This window comes from Paenibacillus sp. FSL K6-2524, from assembly GCF_038005525.1.
Taxonomy (GTDB): Bacteria; Bacillota; Bacilli; order Paenibacillales; family Paenibacillaceae; genus Fontibacillus; species Fontibacillus anaericanus.
On record NZ_JBBOSP010000001.1, the window covers coordinates 5,669,893 to 5,687,012 of the forward strand.

Here is a 17,120-nt window from a genome sequence, read left to right on the forward strand (position 1 = left end):
CTCATCCGTGCTCCACCCGTTTATCTGGACGCCTTGCGCTTAACCCTTAGCGAACTCACAATTATCCATTATGTAAGTCTAAACAAAAAAAACCTATTCCCAATAATGAAGTGCACCCCTTAGAATAGACATTGGAAAAACCCCCGGGTTTAGCCGATGAAATTCTAGGGGGTGCATTTTTTATGCCAGCAAAGAAGGGTCAGAAGTTTAAGCATTATCCTGAGTCTCTTAAAGTAGAAGCGGTAGGACTGTTTATTGAGGATGGATGGTGCTACAGAAAGATTGCAGAACACTTAGAAATAAACGATAAAAACCGTGTTAAGGTTTGGGTGAGGAAGTATCGGACAGAAGGACAAGCTGCATTTGAAGATAGACGTGGAGATCCACACAAGGCTGAAACAGAGCAAGAGCGTGAGTTGCGTCGTTTGCAGTTGGAGGTAGATGTCCTAAAAAAGTGGTTACAAATCTTGAATCGGGAGGGTTGCAGGATAGATATGTCGTCATCGACGAACTTAAGCATAAACAAACCGTAAAGGAGCTCTGTGTATATTTGGGGATTAGCAGAAGCGGTTACTATGCTTATTTAAAGCGCAAGAATAAGCATATTGACGAGGATTTGAAGCTTAAGATCCGTATCATTTATGAGCAACGTAACAAGACTGTAGGATACCGTCGTATACAGGATGAATTGTATCGCCAATATCGTCTTGTAGTGAATCATAAGAAGGTTCTACGACTCATGCAGGAACTAGGTATTCAAGCGATTATACGCCGTAAGTACGTCCATAGAACAAGTCATGAGGCGGCTGTTTCGGATGGAAGGATCGCAGAGAACTTGTTGAACCGAGACTTTAAAGCCGATAAACCTAATCTGAAATGGGCAACAGACGTTACGCAATATCGTGTTTTTGATGACAAGATTTACTTATCTGCCATTAAAGATCTGTGGAATAACGAAATCGTCGGATACCACATTAGTAGGAATAATGACAATCCGCTTGTCTTAGAGACGTTTCGAAAGGCGTTTGAAAAGCATAAAGACGTGACCGGGCTGATCGTTCACAGCGATCAAGGAAGCCAGTACACGTCTCATGCTTACCATGACATGCTGCCACAGGTTGGAGCCCAAATCAGCATGTCACGTCGAGGGAATTGTTATGACAACGCCTCAATCGAGAGCTTCTTCTCTCATCTTAAAGTCGAAGCACTCTACCCTTATGATATACGAAGTACCGATGAGGCACAAAGAAGAATTGAAGAATTTATTCGTTTTTATAACGAAGATAGAGCACAACGAAAATTAAACAAGCTGACTCCTGTTGAGTACAGGAACCAGCTTGTGTCCTAGGTGTTTTTACAATGTCTACTAATTGGGGTCTTGACCATAAAGAGAATAGGCATTATCATATATTAATTCTGTTACTTGGCCCGGCGTAAACCCGATATTTCAGCTTCATGCTCAATAGAGCGAAGGGATAGCCTCTCCAGAATTCTCTCATGTCGTTCTTGTCCCTCTTTAAGAAAGATTAGTTCTCCGTGCAGTTTATGCACATCCATACTAAGTGCATCTAGCTTAGCATCTGTCTCATCCTGGCGATCACGAATGGCTCGAACGATAGTGTTCGTCTCATTCAATTGAATCTGCATCAACCCTTGTGTCCCTTTCAACGAGAGTATATCAGACTTCATGGACTGCATGTCTGACTTCATTGACTGCATGTCAGACTTCATGGACTGCTGCTCAACCTCTATGTTGTCTAGCTTCTGTAGAATCTGTTGAAGTAGTTGTTCACTCATCGGAAAAACTCCCTCTTAAAAGATTTGTTAGCATTATCTAGGTCCGTCCTTAGTATATCCGAATCCAGTCGATAAATGAAGCATAAAGACATCACAGGTTATATTAACGTGAGTAGTTGTAGGAGTTACACTTAATTCGCTTAATCCCACGGCACTTAGAAAATAGTTGTAAAAAGTGCAATTAATTCTGAAAAAAAGAACTATGTACCCATTCGGGCAGGTTTAAGTGTAGTTTTTGCAACTAAAGTTAGCTTTTCCCCACCGAGGCTACATTTAAGTGTAGAAAATACACTTATTGCGTTTGACATGTTAGATGCGATACGCTTGCATGCTTGGCAGTGCGCTTGGCGGCATACTTGATCGTGTTCTTGGTGTCCTTGGCATGCTTGATGGGCGCTTGGCGCTTCTTCTTCCCTTGTCCCCATGACCCCTAAACACAAGACAATCCCCACTGTACAGCTTGTACAGACAGGGATTGTCCAATAAATAAGATCATATGATTGCTATAGCTTGAATTTTGTTCTGAGTTATTAGTTATTTGGAACCGCGCTCCGCGCCGGCTTTTACGCGTAGTCTCGCGATGAAGTCGAGAACGGGACGCTTAGTCTTGCCGATGAGGCCGATGACCTCTGCGCCAATCTGCAGGAAGAATACCATGACGCAAATGACTACGAAAGTAACCCAGTTCGCGTTGTACATGGCGGCAGACGATTGAATGATCGCGAGTACGCCGAAGAATGCGGCGATACCGTAGATGATCAATACGGTTTGGCGGTGAGAGAAGCCGAGCTCACGTAGACAATGGTGTAAGTGCCCTTTGTCCGGTGAAAAGATCGGTTTCTTCTGTCTCCAGCGACGTACGATGGCGAACAATGTATCTGAGAGCGGTACACCGATCAGAATCAGCGGTGTTAGGAATGAGACGATAGCAACTTGTTTGAACCCAAGGAGTGAAAGTAATGCCAAACAGAATCCCAGGAACAACGCTCCAGAGTCACCCATAAAAATCTTAGCTGGATGAAAGTTAAAGAACAGGAATCCGATAATGCTACCCAGCAGCAATAGGGACAATAGCGCAACAACTACGTTGCCCATCAAGAATGCCATCACAGCAATCGTACCAATAGCAATTGCAGACACACCTGCCGCTAAACCATCCAGTCCATCGATCAAGTTAATCGCGTTCGTCACACCAACAATCCAGAGAATAGTGAACGGAATAGCAATCCAACTTTCCACGGACGCATACGTATGAAACGGTATATTAGCAAATTCCAGTTGAATATCAAATCCGAATACAACCACACAAGCTGTAGCAATCTGATACAGGAATTTCAATTTAGCATTCAGATCGAAACGGTCATCAAGCGCGCCCAGTAGCAATGTCATTGAACCACCAACAAGAAACGCTTTGACGAAATTCACTTCGCGGTCAGTGAAGTTCACAGGAATGAACGGAAGAACAATAAAAAACACTATTATAAAAGATAAATAAATACCCAATCCACCAAGTCTAGGCATGATGCGCGTGTGAACCTTACGTGCGTTAGGAACATCAACAGCACCGACTTTGATAGCAAACTTCTTCACGAGCGGCGTCAGCCCTATTGCCAAGCCCATTGCTAGAATAAACCCAATGGTGTAGATAATCCACATGTATATTTCAACCCCCAATTATTCGTGCCGGAATGAATTATACTCCCTTTAATGAGAAACACCAACCCCGCATTTAAGCAATATTACGCTGTTTTATACGAAATTTCAATCATTTAGTGATGTTTTCTCTGTCACGCAGCACCCACAAGGCAAATTTCGGCAGTGCAAGCATTCTTCTAAAGCGAGTTGGTTCCTTCAAAAGCCGATATAACCATTCTATCTTCAGTTTACGGAATAACATGGGGGCTCGTTTCGTCCTACCAGATATTACATCAAAGCTTCCGCCCACACCCATGACGACTGGAACACCTAGTTCTTTTTTGTGCTTTGCAATCCAAGGCTCCTGCGTATCAGCACCTCTAGCCACAAACAACAGATGCGGAGCAGCTTGGACAATGTTGTCGATCACTTCTCGATCTTGTTCCGGACCGAAGAATCCATCACGGTATCCAACTATTTCAGCCGTAGGATACTGCAGGGCTAACCGCCTTGCCGCCTCTTGAATCACTTCTTTGCTCGCTCCAAGCAGATATACTCTCCAGCCATGACGATCTCCTTGCTTCATTAACTCATGAAGCAAATCAAACCCAGGAACCCGTTCAGTTACTGGAACACCGCCCATTTTCGCAGCCCAGACGACACCCGTTCCATCAGGTACGATTAAATCGGCTTGCTGCATCATCTTCTTGTATGCAGGGTCTTCCTTGGCAGCCATCATCATGATCGGATTAGCTGTAATAACTTGATGTGGTCTTCCCGACGATACAACCTCGCTCAGATAGGATACTGTCTCCTTCATCCCCCACTTGCAAAAAGGAACTCCGAAGATAGATACAGTAGGCACGGCTTCCACTGAATTTGCATTCACTTTGTTCACGCTACTCATCCTTTGCTCCGTAAATATTCGACAATTCTGCGCGCAGGAATTCGCGACTCTGCCTTCAAATCAGCAATTTGCGTCGCATGGTTCAAGCGCCATGCCTCGCCTTCCAGCAAGAGGCGTTCGCCTTCTTCCACTAAGGCATGAGGATCAAGATCTTCGCTCGTTCCGATCGGCAAGAGACCGATTCGACCAAGAAAATGATCAATCTTAGGATCATAAGACACACCCAGCATAGGCACATTTTGTGAGGCGGCATAGATCAAGCTGTGTAACCTCATACCAATAAGCAAACTGGAACGACTGACTTCACGCAACATATCTTGGGGATGTTCTACTTCCTTTGCTATGCTGATCCTACTACCGTTATCTTGAACATTTCCAATACGATTCATCACATATCGGGAAGCTTCGTCATCACCCGGGAAATGAAAAGGTAAGAACCGGATATGCACCGGAACACGTAAACTGAGCAATCTTAACCCTTCGGCCAACTCGTTCAACTCGGTCCGTTTTGGATTCCAGTAGCGAACAGATACGCCAATAATCGGGAGTCCTCTGGTTGGTCCGCTTTTCGGATCATCCTGACCTTCCGGAAGACTTAGGCCCATAACAGGGTCAGGAACCACCTGGATTGAATCGTCTTGAATTCCCATGCTGCGGAGCAGTTCGGCAGACTCCACATCCCGCACGGAAATATATTTACAGCGCCGGAACACCGAAGCAATTACCCCATGGAACAGCTTGCGGTTAACCGGGCCAATTCCTTGAGCATAAACAAAAGTAGGCTTTCTCATCCACTGGGCTAATTTGATCACACCCAGATAATACGGAATGGATTTTGAACCGGTTACGTCCTGCAGTAGACTTCCGCCTCCACTGATTAATCCGCTACTGTTCTTAATAGCGTTCCTAACCTCACCGAGTTTCATCCGGTGTACGGCTCTTACGCCATACGTCCGAGTTGTCCATTCGGGGTCAATCGACAGAACCACCGGATTAATTTGCATCCCGATAGCTCGTCCTTCTTTTTCTAACGCAGTTAGGATCGATTTCAGTACCGCCTCGTCCCCACTGTTACGAAATCCGTAATAACCGGAGATAACTATGGTTTTAGTAGAAGCGGTGACCATTTATCCCAGCACCTTTCAATGACATACCATACCAAAGTAAGTACTAATCCGAAGATCAGTCCCAGACCTAAACCGAGTACACCACGGATCAAGGAAAGGACAGCCGGTGTATGGATATGTGCAAATGTATCAACCATCGATAACTGACCGATAACCGCGACAATCATCACGTAAATAGCTGGACGGTAACGGAACGCTGCGAATATACCAACGATAAATAGTGGATGCGCAAGTAAAAACTCCTTGTTTCGTGGCCGTACGCCAAATGTATTCTCTAAGAATGAACGTAAAGTCGCTTCGCCCGGGAGTAACGTGCCCCCGTTTCCAGTACGAGACAAGTAAAAGTATCCTGCCACAGCCAATACCGCGAATGCACCTACCCATAGTAGCGTAACCGGTGTTTTGATCCATTTCAGCAGTTCCTGCCAAATCGATTTGCCAAGGTATAGGAATACATATACAGCAGTCAAAAAGATCGGAACAAAGTGAAGCAAGCTAACCCCTCGGAACTGATTAAGAACCAAACTGTAAGTAATATTGTTAAGTAACGCGATAACAAAAGGCACTGCTGCAAGTGATAATATTGCTGTTTTTAAATATAAAACAATCGTGTGAGTCAACCTACGTCCAGCAGACATATCCGGTATCGTCTCATTAACTTCTCGGATCTTCCGAATCGCCAGTATCATTGCAATTGTTGGTGCGCTAGTTGCAACAAGTAACGCTAAGGCCTGTTCTAATAAGACAGGTTTCAGTACAAACAAACCCGCAGAACCAACCAAACCCACTGCAAGGGATGCCAACGTAAGCGATGGTATGAACACAGAGACCAGTAAGGCACAGAACGCTACGCCACCCAAGACAACAATTGCCTTCAGATACTTCTGCCAAGAAGCATCCACCACTTTGAAGGCCTCTGCTTGTCCGAGTTCAAAACCATTATCCTCAATAGACTGGATAGCATTGCCTGGTTCTTGTAGTGAACCAATCAGATTATCAATGGGATTCGATATGATTGATTTGACTACATCCTTAGATGGTGAAGCATTTAAATAAATTATCCGGATATTCCGATCCTTCGTGGCTAATACGAACTTGTCAGCCAATTTTAGACTGTCCAGGTTAGCATCAACATCAGACAAGGAAAAGAGTCGAACCATATTGTAGTCTGTTAAAAAGGCCAATTTATTGAGCCCTTTTTGTGGAGCTTTCAGATTCTCAATGGTTATGAGCCCAATATTATGCTTCTTCAGTAACTCTGCGAAGCCTTCAAGGCTGTTCATCGCTTCGTTGTCGCTATATCCCTTCACTGCATCTCCGTCAAATAGGATACGCTTCACACCGATCTGCTCATAATAAGCCAGAAGCTCGTCCACATCGTCCTGATTATAACGAATCGTATCTGACATACGGGGAAGGATGTTAAATCCTTTGTCCTGCAGTTTCGCAATAGCTATCGGATCCGGCTGCATCGATTTGAGTACCGCTTCCTCTGGTGCCATTCCAAGAACTAAACCAGCATGTTCTCCATATGTCCAAGGCTTAACTGAGACATCCATATCCTCAAAAGCCTTCTCTATAATTGGGCGGAGCTGCTGCTCGTTATCCGAGCTGGTAAATGCGATATACGTCTGGTTGCCATTATCCGAAACAACAGACTGGTTCATTTTTGCTACATCCGACGCATTGAACACCATAATCCGACGCGCCTTGGTCAACTCGTCAAGCGTGCTTTCAAACACCGCCATTGTACTTATGCGGGCCTCTTTCAGTTTATCCAACTGCTCATCAATAAACGCCGCAGGATTCTCCTTAAGCGCTGATATTTCTAGTAAACCGCGATAATTGAAAACAAACTCTACCTTTTTTGCAGACGATTCCGTCTGAACCCGCTGATATATCACTGGCAAAGAAGCCACGATTCCGACAACCACCAATAACCATAACCATTTGCGGGAAGCGTTATTCCACCGCTGCCAACTCCGAATCACAAACGTACCTCCTCATTATAAAAACCATTTACTTTATTCTGCTATGCAAGTTTAATCTGTCGTATATATAATGCCAGTTCTGAAGAATCAGTCGTACTTGCCGACTCACCATCCCTTGCCTCTTTTGCATCATAAGCCTGCGCATCGAATAGCCTTAGAAATAACGGGAGATCCTTGAGGGAAAGGTGACACTCATACCGTGATAGTATGATTGTCTTCTTTCCCCAAAAAATACTCCAAAAAGGGCTTATCAAAACCTCAATTTAACGTTAGACACTAAAATTCAATCCTATTCCCGCATGATGACTGTACTAAGCAAGTTAGTTGTACAAAGACACACACATGTCTTACTAATACTTAGGCGTCTACACGCCCCAAAACTTCTTCTTGTAGTCGTGCAAGCCGAGCCTTCGCATCCTCATTTGAGGTGCCACGCACAGCGAAATAGAATTTGATCTTCGGCTCTGTTCCTGATGGTCGAAGAGTAAACCACGAACCATCTTCAAGTAAGAATTTCAGTACGTTCTCTTTCGGCAAACCATCCAATCCCAAAGAGTAATCTAGTAATTCAGATACCTGAGTACTGGCAATTTCCTTTGGTGGGTTACTGCGGAAATCATCCATCAGTGCGCCAATTTGAGCCAGACCATCTTTACCCTTCAAGGTCCGTGAACTCAGTGCCTCACGGTAATAACCAAACGTAACGTAAAGCTCTTCGAGTACATCGATCAATGTTTTGCCCTGACGTTTATAGAATGCTGCAGCCTCACAAATGAGCGTAGACGCTACAACAGCATCTTTATCACGTGCATAATTGCCGGCTAAATAGCCATAGCTTTCCTCATATCCGAACAAATAGGTATGTTCACCAGATTCCTGAAACTCATTCATCTTCTCACCGATATATTTAAATCCGGTTAGCGTGTTAAATACCGTTGCGCCATAATGACGGGCAATGGTTGCACCCAATTCGCTTGTAACGATGGTCTTCACTACTGCACCATTTGAAGGAAGCTTACCTTGTTCTTTCAACTGGCTTAATACGTAATGGACGAGGATCGCACCGGACTGATTACCCGTCAAAATCTCATATTCTCCATCCGCAGTTTTTACTACTGCGCCCATACGGTCTGCATCTGGATCGGTACCGATCAGAATGTCGGCGCCAACCTTCTTCCCAAGTTCGATTGCTAGTGTAAAAGCTTCACGCTCTTCAGGATTTGGTGACTTCACCGTCGAGAAATTAGCATCCGGTTGTTCCTGCTCCTTCACGATATGCACTTGAGTAAACCCAAGTTTGTCGAGTGCACGGCGCACAGGCAAGTTACCTGTTCCATGCAGTGGAGTGAAGACAATCACAACATCCTTTGCTGCCCCAGAGGTCATCAATTCACGGTTAACACTAGTTGCTGCAACCGTTTCAGCAAAGTCCTCATCCTCTGCTTCCCCGAGCCATTGTAGCAGCCCTTGAGCTTCTGCCTCTTCTTTAGTCAACCGTTTCACTTGCGCGAACGATACTAGTTCTTTAATGTTTGATATTACTACCTCTGCTTCATGCGGAACAAGCTGACCACCTGAGGCATTGTATACTTTATAACCATTATACTCCGGTGGGTTATGACTCGCCGTCACAACAATACCACCCGTAGCGTTCAACTCGCGGACAGAGAAAGAAAGCTGTGGTGTTGGACGCAGAGACGGAAACAGTTTAGCAACAATCCCATTGCCTGCTAGTACAAGCGCAGCCTCAAGTGTAAACTCAGGTGAGAAGTGACGACAATCATGAGCGAGCACTACTGAAGGGCGTCCCTCTTTGTCACCATGCGCTTCAAGTATATACTGTGCAAAACCTTGAGTTGCCAATCCAATTGTATAGCGATTCATCCGGTTGCTGCCCGCGCCAATCACACCACGAAGCCCACCCGTACCAAACTCCAAGTCGCGATAGAAACGATCCTCCAGTTCAGCCGGATCATTCTCCAATGCACGAAGTTCCTGCTTTGTACTCTCATCAATAGAAGGGTCTTGTAACCAGCCCTCTACTTTCTCTCTAATGGTTGAATTTAGTTCTGTCATGATTTGTTTCTCCTCCTTGAGTAAAAATCAAGTATAGTTATGCCACGTTTGCATGTCTTATGACAAGGCGAACATAATTTCACCTTCTGCAACAATCTTATCTTCTACTTTAGCAACGGCCTTGCCTTTACCAAACGAACCTTTAAGACGGATAATTTCTACTTCAAGACGCAGCACATCTCCGGGAACGACTTGTCCACGGAAGCGGAACCCATCTAAACTGGCAAGAAATCCAATCTTCCCCCGGTTGCTCTCCACACATAAAATAGCGACAGCTCCAACTTGCGCAAGGGCCTCTGTTATCAGAACACCAGGCATAACAGGATAACCAGGAAAATGGCCGGCAAAAAACGGTTCATTAACCGTAACATTCTTAATACCTACTGCCCGCTTGCCTTCCTCCAGCTCAATAATGCGATCCACCAGCAAGAAGGGCGGACGATGTGGAATGATCTCTTGAATTTGATTTGAATCTAACATATGTATTACCCCTTTCGTATTTTATCAATGAACCATCAAATCTGTATAAAACAACCTAAGGTCGGTCACACTGTAACTATCCTTAGCATCTGCAGAAGCGAAGGTTAAGATAAGGGGCTTATCCGTATGCAGCCACAGGCCGTATATTGATTAAGCCCTTTGATCATTTGGTTGTTGATTTAATCCTCTAAGTTCACACTAATCCATCATCATTATACATTTTCCTCGTTTAAAAAGAAAACTCCCGTCGCCGGGAGTCTATAATCCATTTGTTGTTAATTACGGTGCAAATACCAAATCGAATACATGTTTCCATGTTGCTATATCCATGACACTTCCGAGATCTTGTTTGCCAAGCACGACATAGCCTACAATTGCCCCTCCAAAGAGGGCCAAGACAAGAAATAGAATGATCAGAACAACTTTCAGCAATGCCATCCATCCCGATCGCTTCTTCTTCGCGACCGGACGTCTCTTCTGATTCATGAAACTCTCCACCTATCCACGCAGGTTATTCGCCAAGCCCATCATAGTTTCACTGGATGTGAGTGCGCGAGCCGCAAGTTGATAAGCCCGTTGCACCTGCATCATATCCGCCATTTCCTTAGTGAGATCAACATTAGATTTCTCTAGAGCCCCTTGTCTAATGTGGGCTTGTTGATTCTCTGGCAGCTGCCAAGTATCTGTGAGAATGTCGTCCTCAACAGCACCGGTAGCCAGCACAAACATATTGTCATCCTTCTGCACCAGTGCATTTGGACGAAGTGGACTCTTCAATTGAAGAGCACCAATCTCAGTTTGTTCATTTCCTTTGGTAGCTACGATATTTCCATCCCGATCAATTTGCAACGTAGAACCTGAAGGAACCTCGATACGATCGCCTTCTGCGTTTAACACATAATGCCCCTGATTCGTTACCAAATAGCTTAATTCTGAATCCACTGGATTGGGCTGGATGTGAAAATCACCTGCTCTGGTATACCCCTTCACACCACCCGCAGCCTCTATAGCAAAAAGCCCATTGCCTTCGATCGCAAGGTCCGTCAAATTCCCTGTATCTACAATCGATCCTTGTGCAAAATTAAGCGTTGCAGTCGTTGCTTGTGAACCAAATCCCAGATTAAACCCAGATGGAGTTGCACGCCCATCTAGCTTAAATTCAGAACTTTGTTCCTTCACACGGGTTAGCGTATCCTCAAATGAGGATTCTTTACGTTTGTATCCTGTTGTATCCATGTTAGCCATATTATCAGCAATTAAGTCCAATCGTTGCTGAATTCCGCTCATTGATACCATGGCGCTAATCATAGAGTTATTCATATGACACCTCCTGAATTAAAAAACGATAGTTGTACTGTAATTCTATTAAACGCGACCAACTTCGTTAACCGCTTTGTCTAGAGTTTTGTCATAGTATTGAATAATCTTCTGATTGGATTCATACGCCCGCTGTGCGGCGAGTAACTCTACCATCGCTTGTGATGGATCTACAGTAGACGATTCCAGGTAACCTTGGCGCACTTCCGCAGCATCCGCTACGTCCAATGCCCGAATATCAGCAACTCTTTCATCCTCCGCACGAAACACACCGTTACCCTCACGAACCAGTTCTTGAGGACGGTTTATAACTTTGATACCCATAGCTACATTTAAAGGTTGTCCATCATCAATTAGATTACCCTTGCTATCCGTGGTAAGCGTATTAATTGATCCATTCAATACTATCGCATTACCTTGCTCATCAAGCACACGATAGCCTTGAGATGTCCTGAGCTCCCCTGCAGCATTCACAGTAAAGCTCCCATCACGAGTGTAGCGTACGTTATCCTTATTATCCATAACAGAGAAAAAAGCTTGCGGACGGTAGGTCACATCACCGTTCTCACTCACATGTTTGCCAGTAGCATCAAATACCATGGCTTCTCCCGTTGCCGGGTCAATCAAACCAAGGCTGGATACCAAGGAAAAGTCAGAGTTATTTCCCGTCTCTCTAAGATCACCTTGCGTGTACGACGACAAGCTCTCTTCCGCAAACACCCCGGTCGTCAACTTCCCAATCTTGCGAGATGTAGGTGACGAACTATCACCCACAAGTGAAACCATCATTTCCGGAAAAGAATGCTTCACACTATCGACCTGCTTGTAACCGGGTGTATTCATGTTCGCGATATTCTGTGTTACCGTATCATGACGCCGTTGCTCTGTGATCATACCGGATGCTGCGGTATAGAGTCCTCTTAACATGAAAATAACCTCCAGACTTGATGACTATATGTATCTTATTTCAACTATGGTCACGTCATTTTTAGTTCATTTCATTTATATCGGCGAATTAGAATCTTTTCTTAATAACTCGATCCAAATTATCCAGCATAATGCCTGTCCCCTTGACGACACAATGCATCGGATCTTCGGCAATCAGTACGGGCACACGCAATTCTTCGGCGAGTAGCTCGTCCAATCCATTCAGAAGGGCCCCTCCTCCTGTAAGTATCACGCCACGATCAATAATATCAGCAGACAATTCTGGTGGAGTCCGCTCTAATACTGATTTGGCGGCAGCAACAATCGCAGCCACTGAATCCATTAGCGCTTCCTGTATTTCTCTTGCTGTAATCGTTACCGTTAGCGGAAGACCTGAGACCATGTCTCTTCCTCGGATATCCAGTTCGGCTGCTCTACCCATCGGGTGTACTGTACCGATCGCAATCTTGATATCTTCTGCTGTTCGCTCCCCGATCATCAACTTATACTTTATCTTGATATATTTAATAATGGCAGCATCGAACTTGTCTCCAGCGACTTTAATAGACGAAGCCGTGACGATGTCTCCCATAGAGAGCACCGCCACATCCGTCGTCCCTCCACCGATATCGACAACCATGTTACCACTCGGCTCATATATATCCATACCCGCACCAATTGCAGCGGCCTTAGGCTCCTCTTCCATAAATACTTCCTTGGCACCACAGTGTTCCGCCGCTTCGCGAATAGATTTCTGTTCTACTGAGGTAATGTTTGTTGGAGCACAGATGAGCACGCGCGGGTGGCTATACCAACTTCTCCCACCTACTCGATCGATGAAATATTTCAACATCATTTCGGTTACTTCAAAATCGGCAATGACTCCATCCCTAAGCGGGCGGATCGCAATAATATTGCCTGGTGTTCGGCCGACCATACGTCTAGCTTCTTCACCAACAGCAAGAACACGTTTTGCGTCACTATCAATCGCCACTACGGAAGGTTCGTTAAGTACAACTCCCTTTCCTTTGACATGAATTAGCACATTTGCCGTGCCTAAATCAATACCAATATCCTTGCTCATCGTTTGTTGCTCCCCCAAAGCGTATTTTGTTGACACATTTAAATTTTATATGGAAAAGGTTTCCCATCATTCCGTCATTTTAAAGGTTATAATTCTACAAAAATCTGAAAAATCCTTTATAACTCGGGATCTATGGATAAAAATCCACATTCTTATACCATATTTAAAAATACCATACTTTGGGGGGAGTGTTCAATAACGATCGTGCAAAGTTGTAAATATATTACTTCTCACTTAATTTACTGAGCTAATCACCTCTCGTTTCGTTTGCCCTTTTTTCTTGTATTTGATTTTTGTCGCTTCTCCTCCTCGAAGGTGTCTGATGGATTTGTGATATTCGAGAATGTGCTTGACCTGATCCGCCAAATCCGGATTGATCTCCGGTAAACGCTCGGTTAAATCCTTATGCACCGTGCTTTTTGATACGCCAAATTCCTTGGCTATGGTCCGAACTGTGTGCCGAGTCTCCACGATACAGCGACCTATTTTTATCGTACGCTCCTTGATGTAATCGTGCACGCTCCCGCCTCCCTTACTCGCGATAGTTTGGTACATTATATGAGGGGCGGGCCTATATATTCTTTGTTTCCATGTATGACAAGCCTAGGCGAGGCCATTTATTTTCGCAGAAGAAGTTGTCCTTATGGATCTTTTGGGATGATTGGAATAAGAATTCAGGCTGTAGATTGCGACTTTATTGATTATGAGCATGCCCTGTATAATAATTTTTGGACGCAACAAAAAAAGCAGAGAGCATGAGCTCTCCGCTTCTTCATCTCACCCAAAGATTTTATTTCTTCGGAAGCACAGATGTAGGATTGATCAATTCGTTATTCTCATACACTGCAAAGTGTACGTGATTACCAAGTTCCTTCTCCTGCTCGTTATGTCCGGAAGTTGCAATGGAATCACCTTGCTTCACTTCGGCATTCTGCTTCACCTTTACATCCGATAAACTTTCGTATACCGTCTTCAGGTTATTAGCATGTGTAATCTCCACAACATAGCCGAGTAACGGATGCTCTTCAATTCGTGTAACCTTACCGCTTAGCGCAGCCGTTACTTCGAAAGATTTGTCATCTCCGCGCGCCAGATCAATTCCGGTGTTCGGTGTAAAAGTATCTTTGTACTGCACAAGAGCTGCCTGATGATCCTCGGCTGAACCATCCTTCTCATAGAACGGTTTGACAATAGCAACATCGGCTACCTTCGCGACAGGCCATGCCAGATCTTCGTAACTAGCTAACGTCTCAACTGCGGCACCATCCTTGCCATCCTCTTGACCCAGCGCATCGCTGTTGCCTGGAAGATTCAAAGAGTCTGTAACACTAGCGGGGGTCGATTCCATCGGCTTTTGAGCAGCATCCTGGTAGACCCACACTAAAGTTAGTATAATTGCCGCTGCCGCTACATACGCTGCCGGATAGACCCATCTTTTCGACAACAGTCTTTTCCATGCGGATACCGGTGCTATCGGCTCTCCCAATCCTTTTTTAGGAGATTCCTCATGGGATTTGTTTTTTTGATTTTGTTCATTCATTTTGTCATCACCTCAGTAACCAGTGTTACCGGGTCCAACTCTTTTATACTTCGTTTATATCATTTTTTTTAAAAAAGTTAATTTTTAAGTATAAGCGAGGTTTGCCGAAAAGATATTCCCGTATAATAGTGTTTGAGAATTTGCGTGCTAGTATACCCCTCTTTTGCCATACCATTGGCGCCCCACTGGCTCATCCCAACCCCGTGTCCATACCCGTAGGTCGTGATATTCACATTCTTACCATCCAATTTGAATGTAAACTGACTAGAGCGAAGTTTCAGCTTCTCTCTTACTTCTCGGCCTGTAAAAATCTCGCCGCCGATAGATATGCTCTTCACCTTACCTCCAGAAGTAAGTGATAGAATCTTGATTAATTTATTCATAGTAAGTGTCTCTTGCTTTGCACTTGTTGCTGCTGGGAGTGCCGGCGCTTGCAAACCCAACTTCCCGAACATTTCACTTAATGGTAGTGTTATTGTCTCTTTATAATGAGGATTAATTTCCGCCTCCCATGGGCTAGGCACGCTGCGAAGGTAGGGGATTTGGGATGTCCAGTATTCTTCCGAGTTTTCGGTATATCCTCCGCTAGCTGAGAAAAAGGAAGCGGTTATCGGTTCACCCCGATAAGTCATGATCATTCCACTAGTTTCTCTGACGGCTTGTTGCAGCTTGGCCAATTGCTCGGATTTACCACTCTCCACCCACCCGCGCAGATCTTGCTTAGATAGATACGCCTGATGGGCAACTGTATCAGTCACATCCGCATCAAGTGTGGGAACACCGCTAGAATCACCCGCTACCAAACGACGAACAATAAAGGTGCGAGCCGCAATAGCTTGCGCTTTGAGCGCCTCCAATTCAAAATCGGCTGGCATTTCAGCGGCGAGCACCCCTGCCACATATTGCTCTAATGGTAGAATCTCTACGACACCCCTGTCTGAGAGATAGACGTGTACGGAAACCGCAGATGCCGCTGGCGTGAAAGCCGAGGGGATGAAGTTATATCCGCCGACAGTGGGATTACCGAGAGCGGATGGGTCAAGGGTGATTGAGCCGAATGTGTGTGGACCAAGAGCTGTTGGATCAAGAGCTGATGAGCCGGGAGTGAGTGGGCCAAGAGTTGTTGAAGCAAGGCCCGATGAGCCCGGAACGAGTGAGTCAAGTGCTGAAGGCAAATGCTTCTGTGGTGCGGCGGATTGTGCCGCAGGGTCTACGGGCATTGTGGCCGGTGGCGCAGCCCGGCCAGTGAGCAGCGCCGGCAGCAGCACGGCGAGCGCAGTTAGCGCAGCCACAGCGGCGGCGAGCTTTCCGAGGTTCCTTCCGCGTAGGCGGAAGGAACCTCGGAGCGGAGTACGCGCGAGCGTGTGGGTCGCGGGCACACGGTAGGCGGGCGGCAGTGGCCGCAGTGCCGGAAATGTCGGCTGCGCAGGCGCTGCTGCGCTGGTGGGTGCCGCCGCCGGTGCGGTTGCCCGCGCTGGTGTTGGCTGTGCCTGCTCATCGGCACCCGCATCAGCCCCAGCTCTGGGCTGGGCTATGCGCCGCTCTACAGATTGCACCGCCCGCAAACGCGTCGACTCGGCACTCTTAGGTTCACCGAGTACACGTGATACTTGCGAATCCAGCGCTACATTTGGATGCTCCTGCGAGAATTGCTCTTCCCTTTTCTTCGGGGTATCTCTCTTGCCCATACTATGAGATTGACCCGCTTTAGCAACTTCATACTCACTTAGACCATTAATCCTGCTACTAGCCTTTAATAGAGATATATCTGCAACTGGCTCCTTCCGGCTCTCTACCTTTAAACGTTGAACCTTATTTTCATTTACAGAGACTATAGGCCCGATAGGCTCTTCATTTCTACGAGCTGCCAAGTTTACTTTTAAAAGAGAGCCCTCTTGTTCCATGTCGTTAATTACCTCCATCCAATTCATGGTGCAGTTACAGGACCCCATTCTACGAGGTATCAGGTAACCCTAGCGTTTAAGATCCTTATATCTTTTGTCCGCTATACTTATAGATATGAGTTTCTCTCTTTTGCTAGAACTCAAAATCGACTCTTACCGTGCCCAAATAGATACTAATTGCATAAAGTAGTAACTATACTTTTTACAACTATTAAAAGGTCACCTACATTTCCACAAAATTAACTGCACTCTATGCAACTATTCTTTCGAAGCAACAACGGACCCTACCAAATACTATTCAATAACTTATCCTAGCCGCTCATGCCTCTCACAGC

Annotated in this window: 15 protein-coding genes and 1 pseudogene; 2 read left to right on the top strand and 14 right to left on the bottom strand. The window is 45.4% G+C overall.

What is annotated here, in order from left to right:
* Nucleotides 1-182 precede the first annotated feature (182 nt).
* Nucleotides 183-533, top strand: coding sequence for a helix-turn-helix domain-containing protein (locus NST85_RS26420; RefSeq protein ID WP_127193234.1), 351 nt, complete (start codon nt 183-185; stop codon nt 531-533).
* A complete protein-coding gene (locus tag NST85_RS26425) occupies nt 482-1,348 on the top strand; it encodes an IS3 family transposase (protein WP_170220213.1) in 867 nt (288 codons plus the stop codon). Before NST85_RS26420 ends, NST85_RS26425 begins: the two co-directional genes overlap by 52 nt.
* A gap of 71 nt (nt 1,349-1,419) precedes the next feature.
* On the opposite strand, the gene NST85_RS26430 is transcribed toward NST85_RS26425, so the two are convergent.
* From NST85_RS26430 to spoIID, 14 genes and pseudogenes are all read right to left on the bottom strand, one after another.
* Nucleotides 1,420-1,797 (bottom strand): hypothetical protein, encoded by a 378-nt coding sequence (locus NST85_RS26430; RefSeq protein WP_341190838.1) that lies wholly within the window; start codon nt 1,795-1,797, stop codon nt 1,420-1,422.
* A gap of 534 nt (nt 1,798-2,331) precedes the next feature.
* Nucleotides 2,332-3,453 (bottom strand): glycosyltransferase family 4 protein, encoded by a 1,122-nt coding sequence (locus tag NST85_RS26435; protein ID WP_127194022.1) that lies wholly within the window; start codon nt 3,451-3,453, stop codon nt 2,332-2,334.
* A 109-nt stretch (nt 3,454-3,562) separates the two neighbouring features.
* A complete protein-coding gene (locus NST85_RS26440) occupies nt 3,563-4,339 on the bottom strand; it encodes a WecB/TagA/CpsF family glycosyltransferase (protein WP_341190839.1) in 777 nt (258 codons plus the stop codon).
* Complete coding sequence (csaB, locus tag NST85_RS26445; protein ID WP_341190840.1) at nt 4,336-5,466, bottom strand: polysaccharide pyruvyl transferase CsaB; 1,131 nt, start codon at nt 5,464-5,466, stop codon at nt 4,336-4,338. The genes NST85_RS26440 and csaB overlap by 4 nt, the downstream gene beginning before the upstream one ends.
* The gene (locus NST85_RS26450; protein ID WP_341190841.1) at nt 5,439-7,457 is read right to left on the bottom strand and encodes a DUF5693 family protein; all 2,019 of its coding nucleotides are present in this window, start codon (nt 7,455-7,457) and stop codon (nt 5,439-5,441) included. The genes csaB and NST85_RS26450 overlap by 28 nt, the downstream gene beginning before the upstream one ends.
* Before the next feature lie 357 nt (nt 7,458-7,814).
* Complete coding sequence (locus NST85_RS26455) at nt 7,815-9,533, bottom strand: phospho-sugar mutase (RefSeq protein ID WP_341190842.1); 1,719 nt, start codon at nt 9,531-9,533, stop codon at nt 7,815-7,817.
* A gap of 57 nt (nt 9,534-9,590) precedes the next feature.
* Entirely contained in the window at nt 9,591-10,013 is a 423-nt protein-coding gene (gene fabZ, locus NST85_RS26460) for a 3-hydroxyacyl-ACP dehydratase FabZ (protein ID WP_127194017.1), read from the bottom strand.
* A gap of 279 nt (nt 10,014-10,292) precedes the next feature.
* Complete coding sequence (locus NST85_RS26465) at nt 10,293-10,499, bottom strand: DNA-directed RNA polymerase subunit beta (RefSeq protein WP_127194016.1); 207 nt, start codon at nt 10,497-10,499, stop codon at nt 10,293-10,295.
* 12 nt (nt 10,500-10,511) lie between these two features.
* On the bottom strand, nt 10,512-11,333 hold the full coding sequence (locus NST85_RS26470; protein WP_127194015.1) for a flagellar hook-basal body protein: 822 nt from the start codon (nt 11,331-11,333) through the stop codon (nt 10,512-10,514).
* 45 nt (nt 11,334-11,378) lie between these two features.
* A complete protein-coding gene (locus NST85_RS26475) occupies nt 11,379-12,257 on the bottom strand; it encodes a flagellar hook-basal body protein (protein WP_341190843.1) in 879 nt (292 codons plus the stop codon).
* 88 nt (nt 12,258-12,345) lie between these two features.
* A complete protein-coding gene (mreB, locus tag NST85_RS26480) occupies nt 12,346-13,341 on the bottom strand; it encodes a rod shape-determining protein MreB (protein WP_127194013.1) in 996 nt (331 codons plus the stop codon).
* 234 nt (nt 13,342-13,575) lie between these two features.
* Entirely contained in the window at nt 13,576-13,860 is a 285-nt protein-coding gene (gene spoIIID, locus NST85_RS26485; RefSeq protein WP_127194012.1) for a sporulation transcriptional regulator SpoIIID, read from the bottom strand.
* 271 nt (nt 13,861-14,131) lie between these two features.
* Nucleotides 14,132-14,881 (bottom strand): M23 family metallopeptidase, encoded by a 750-nt coding sequence (locus tag NST85_RS26490; protein ID WP_127194318.1) that lies wholly within the window; start codon nt 14,879-14,881, stop codon nt 14,132-14,134.
* A 77-nt stretch (nt 14,882-14,958) separates the two neighbouring features.
* Nucleotides 14,959-16,227: pseudogene (spoIID, locus tag NST85_RS26495) on the bottom strand (stage II sporulation protein D); the annotation flags it as partial.
* Nucleotides 16,228-17,120: the final 893 nt, after the last annotated feature.

What these genes read in the sequence shown, in the direction of transcription:
- NST85_RS26420 (WP_127193234.1), top strand. Translation starts at nt 183, where the DNA reads ATGCCAGCAAAGAAGGGTCAGAAGTTTAAGCATTATCCTGAGTCTCTT.
- NST85_RS26430 (WP_341190838.1), bottom strand. Translation starts at nt 1,797, where the DNA reads ATGAGTGAACAACTACTTCAACAGATTCTACAGAAGCTAGACAACATA.
- NST85_RS26435 (WP_127194022.1), bottom strand. Translation starts at nt 3,453, where the DNA reads ATGTGGATTATCTACACCATTGGGTTTATTCTAGCAATGGGCTTGGCA.
- NST85_RS26440 (WP_341190839.1), bottom strand. Translation starts at nt 4,339, where the DNA reads ATGAGTAGCGTGAACAAAGTGAATGCAAATTCAGTGGAAGCCGTGCCT.
- csaB (WP_341190840.1), bottom strand. Translation starts at nt 5,466, where the DNA reads ATGGTCACCGCTTCTACTAAAACCATAGTTATCTCCGGTTATTACGGA.
- NST85_RS26455 (WP_341190842.1), bottom strand. Translation starts at nt 9,533, where the DNA reads ATGACAGAACTAAATTCAACCATTAGAGAGAAAGTAGAGGGCTGGTTA.
- fabZ (WP_127194017.1), bottom strand. Translation starts at nt 10,013, where the DNA reads ATGTTAGATTCAAATCAAATTCAAGAGATCATTCCACATCGTCCGCCC.
- NST85_RS26465 (WP_127194016.1), bottom strand. Translation starts at nt 10,499, where the DNA reads ATGAATCAGAAGAGACGTCCGGTCGCGAAGAAGAAGCGATCGGGATGG.
- NST85_RS26470 (WP_127194015.1), bottom strand. Translation starts at nt 11,333, where the DNA reads ATGAATAACTCTATGATTAGCGCCATGGTATCAATGAGCGGAATTCAG.
- NST85_RS26475 (WP_341190843.1), bottom strand. Translation starts at nt 12,257, where the DNA reads ATGTTAAGAGGACTCTATACCGCAGCATCCGGTATGATCACAGAGCAA.
- mreB (WP_127194013.1), bottom strand. Translation starts at nt 13,341, where the DNA reads ATGAGCAAGGATATTGGTATTGATTTAGGCACGGCAAATGTGCTAATT.
- NST85_RS26490 (WP_127194318.1), bottom strand. Translation starts at nt 14,881, where the DNA reads ATGAATGAACAAAATCAAAAAAACAAATCCCATGAGGAATCTCCTAAA.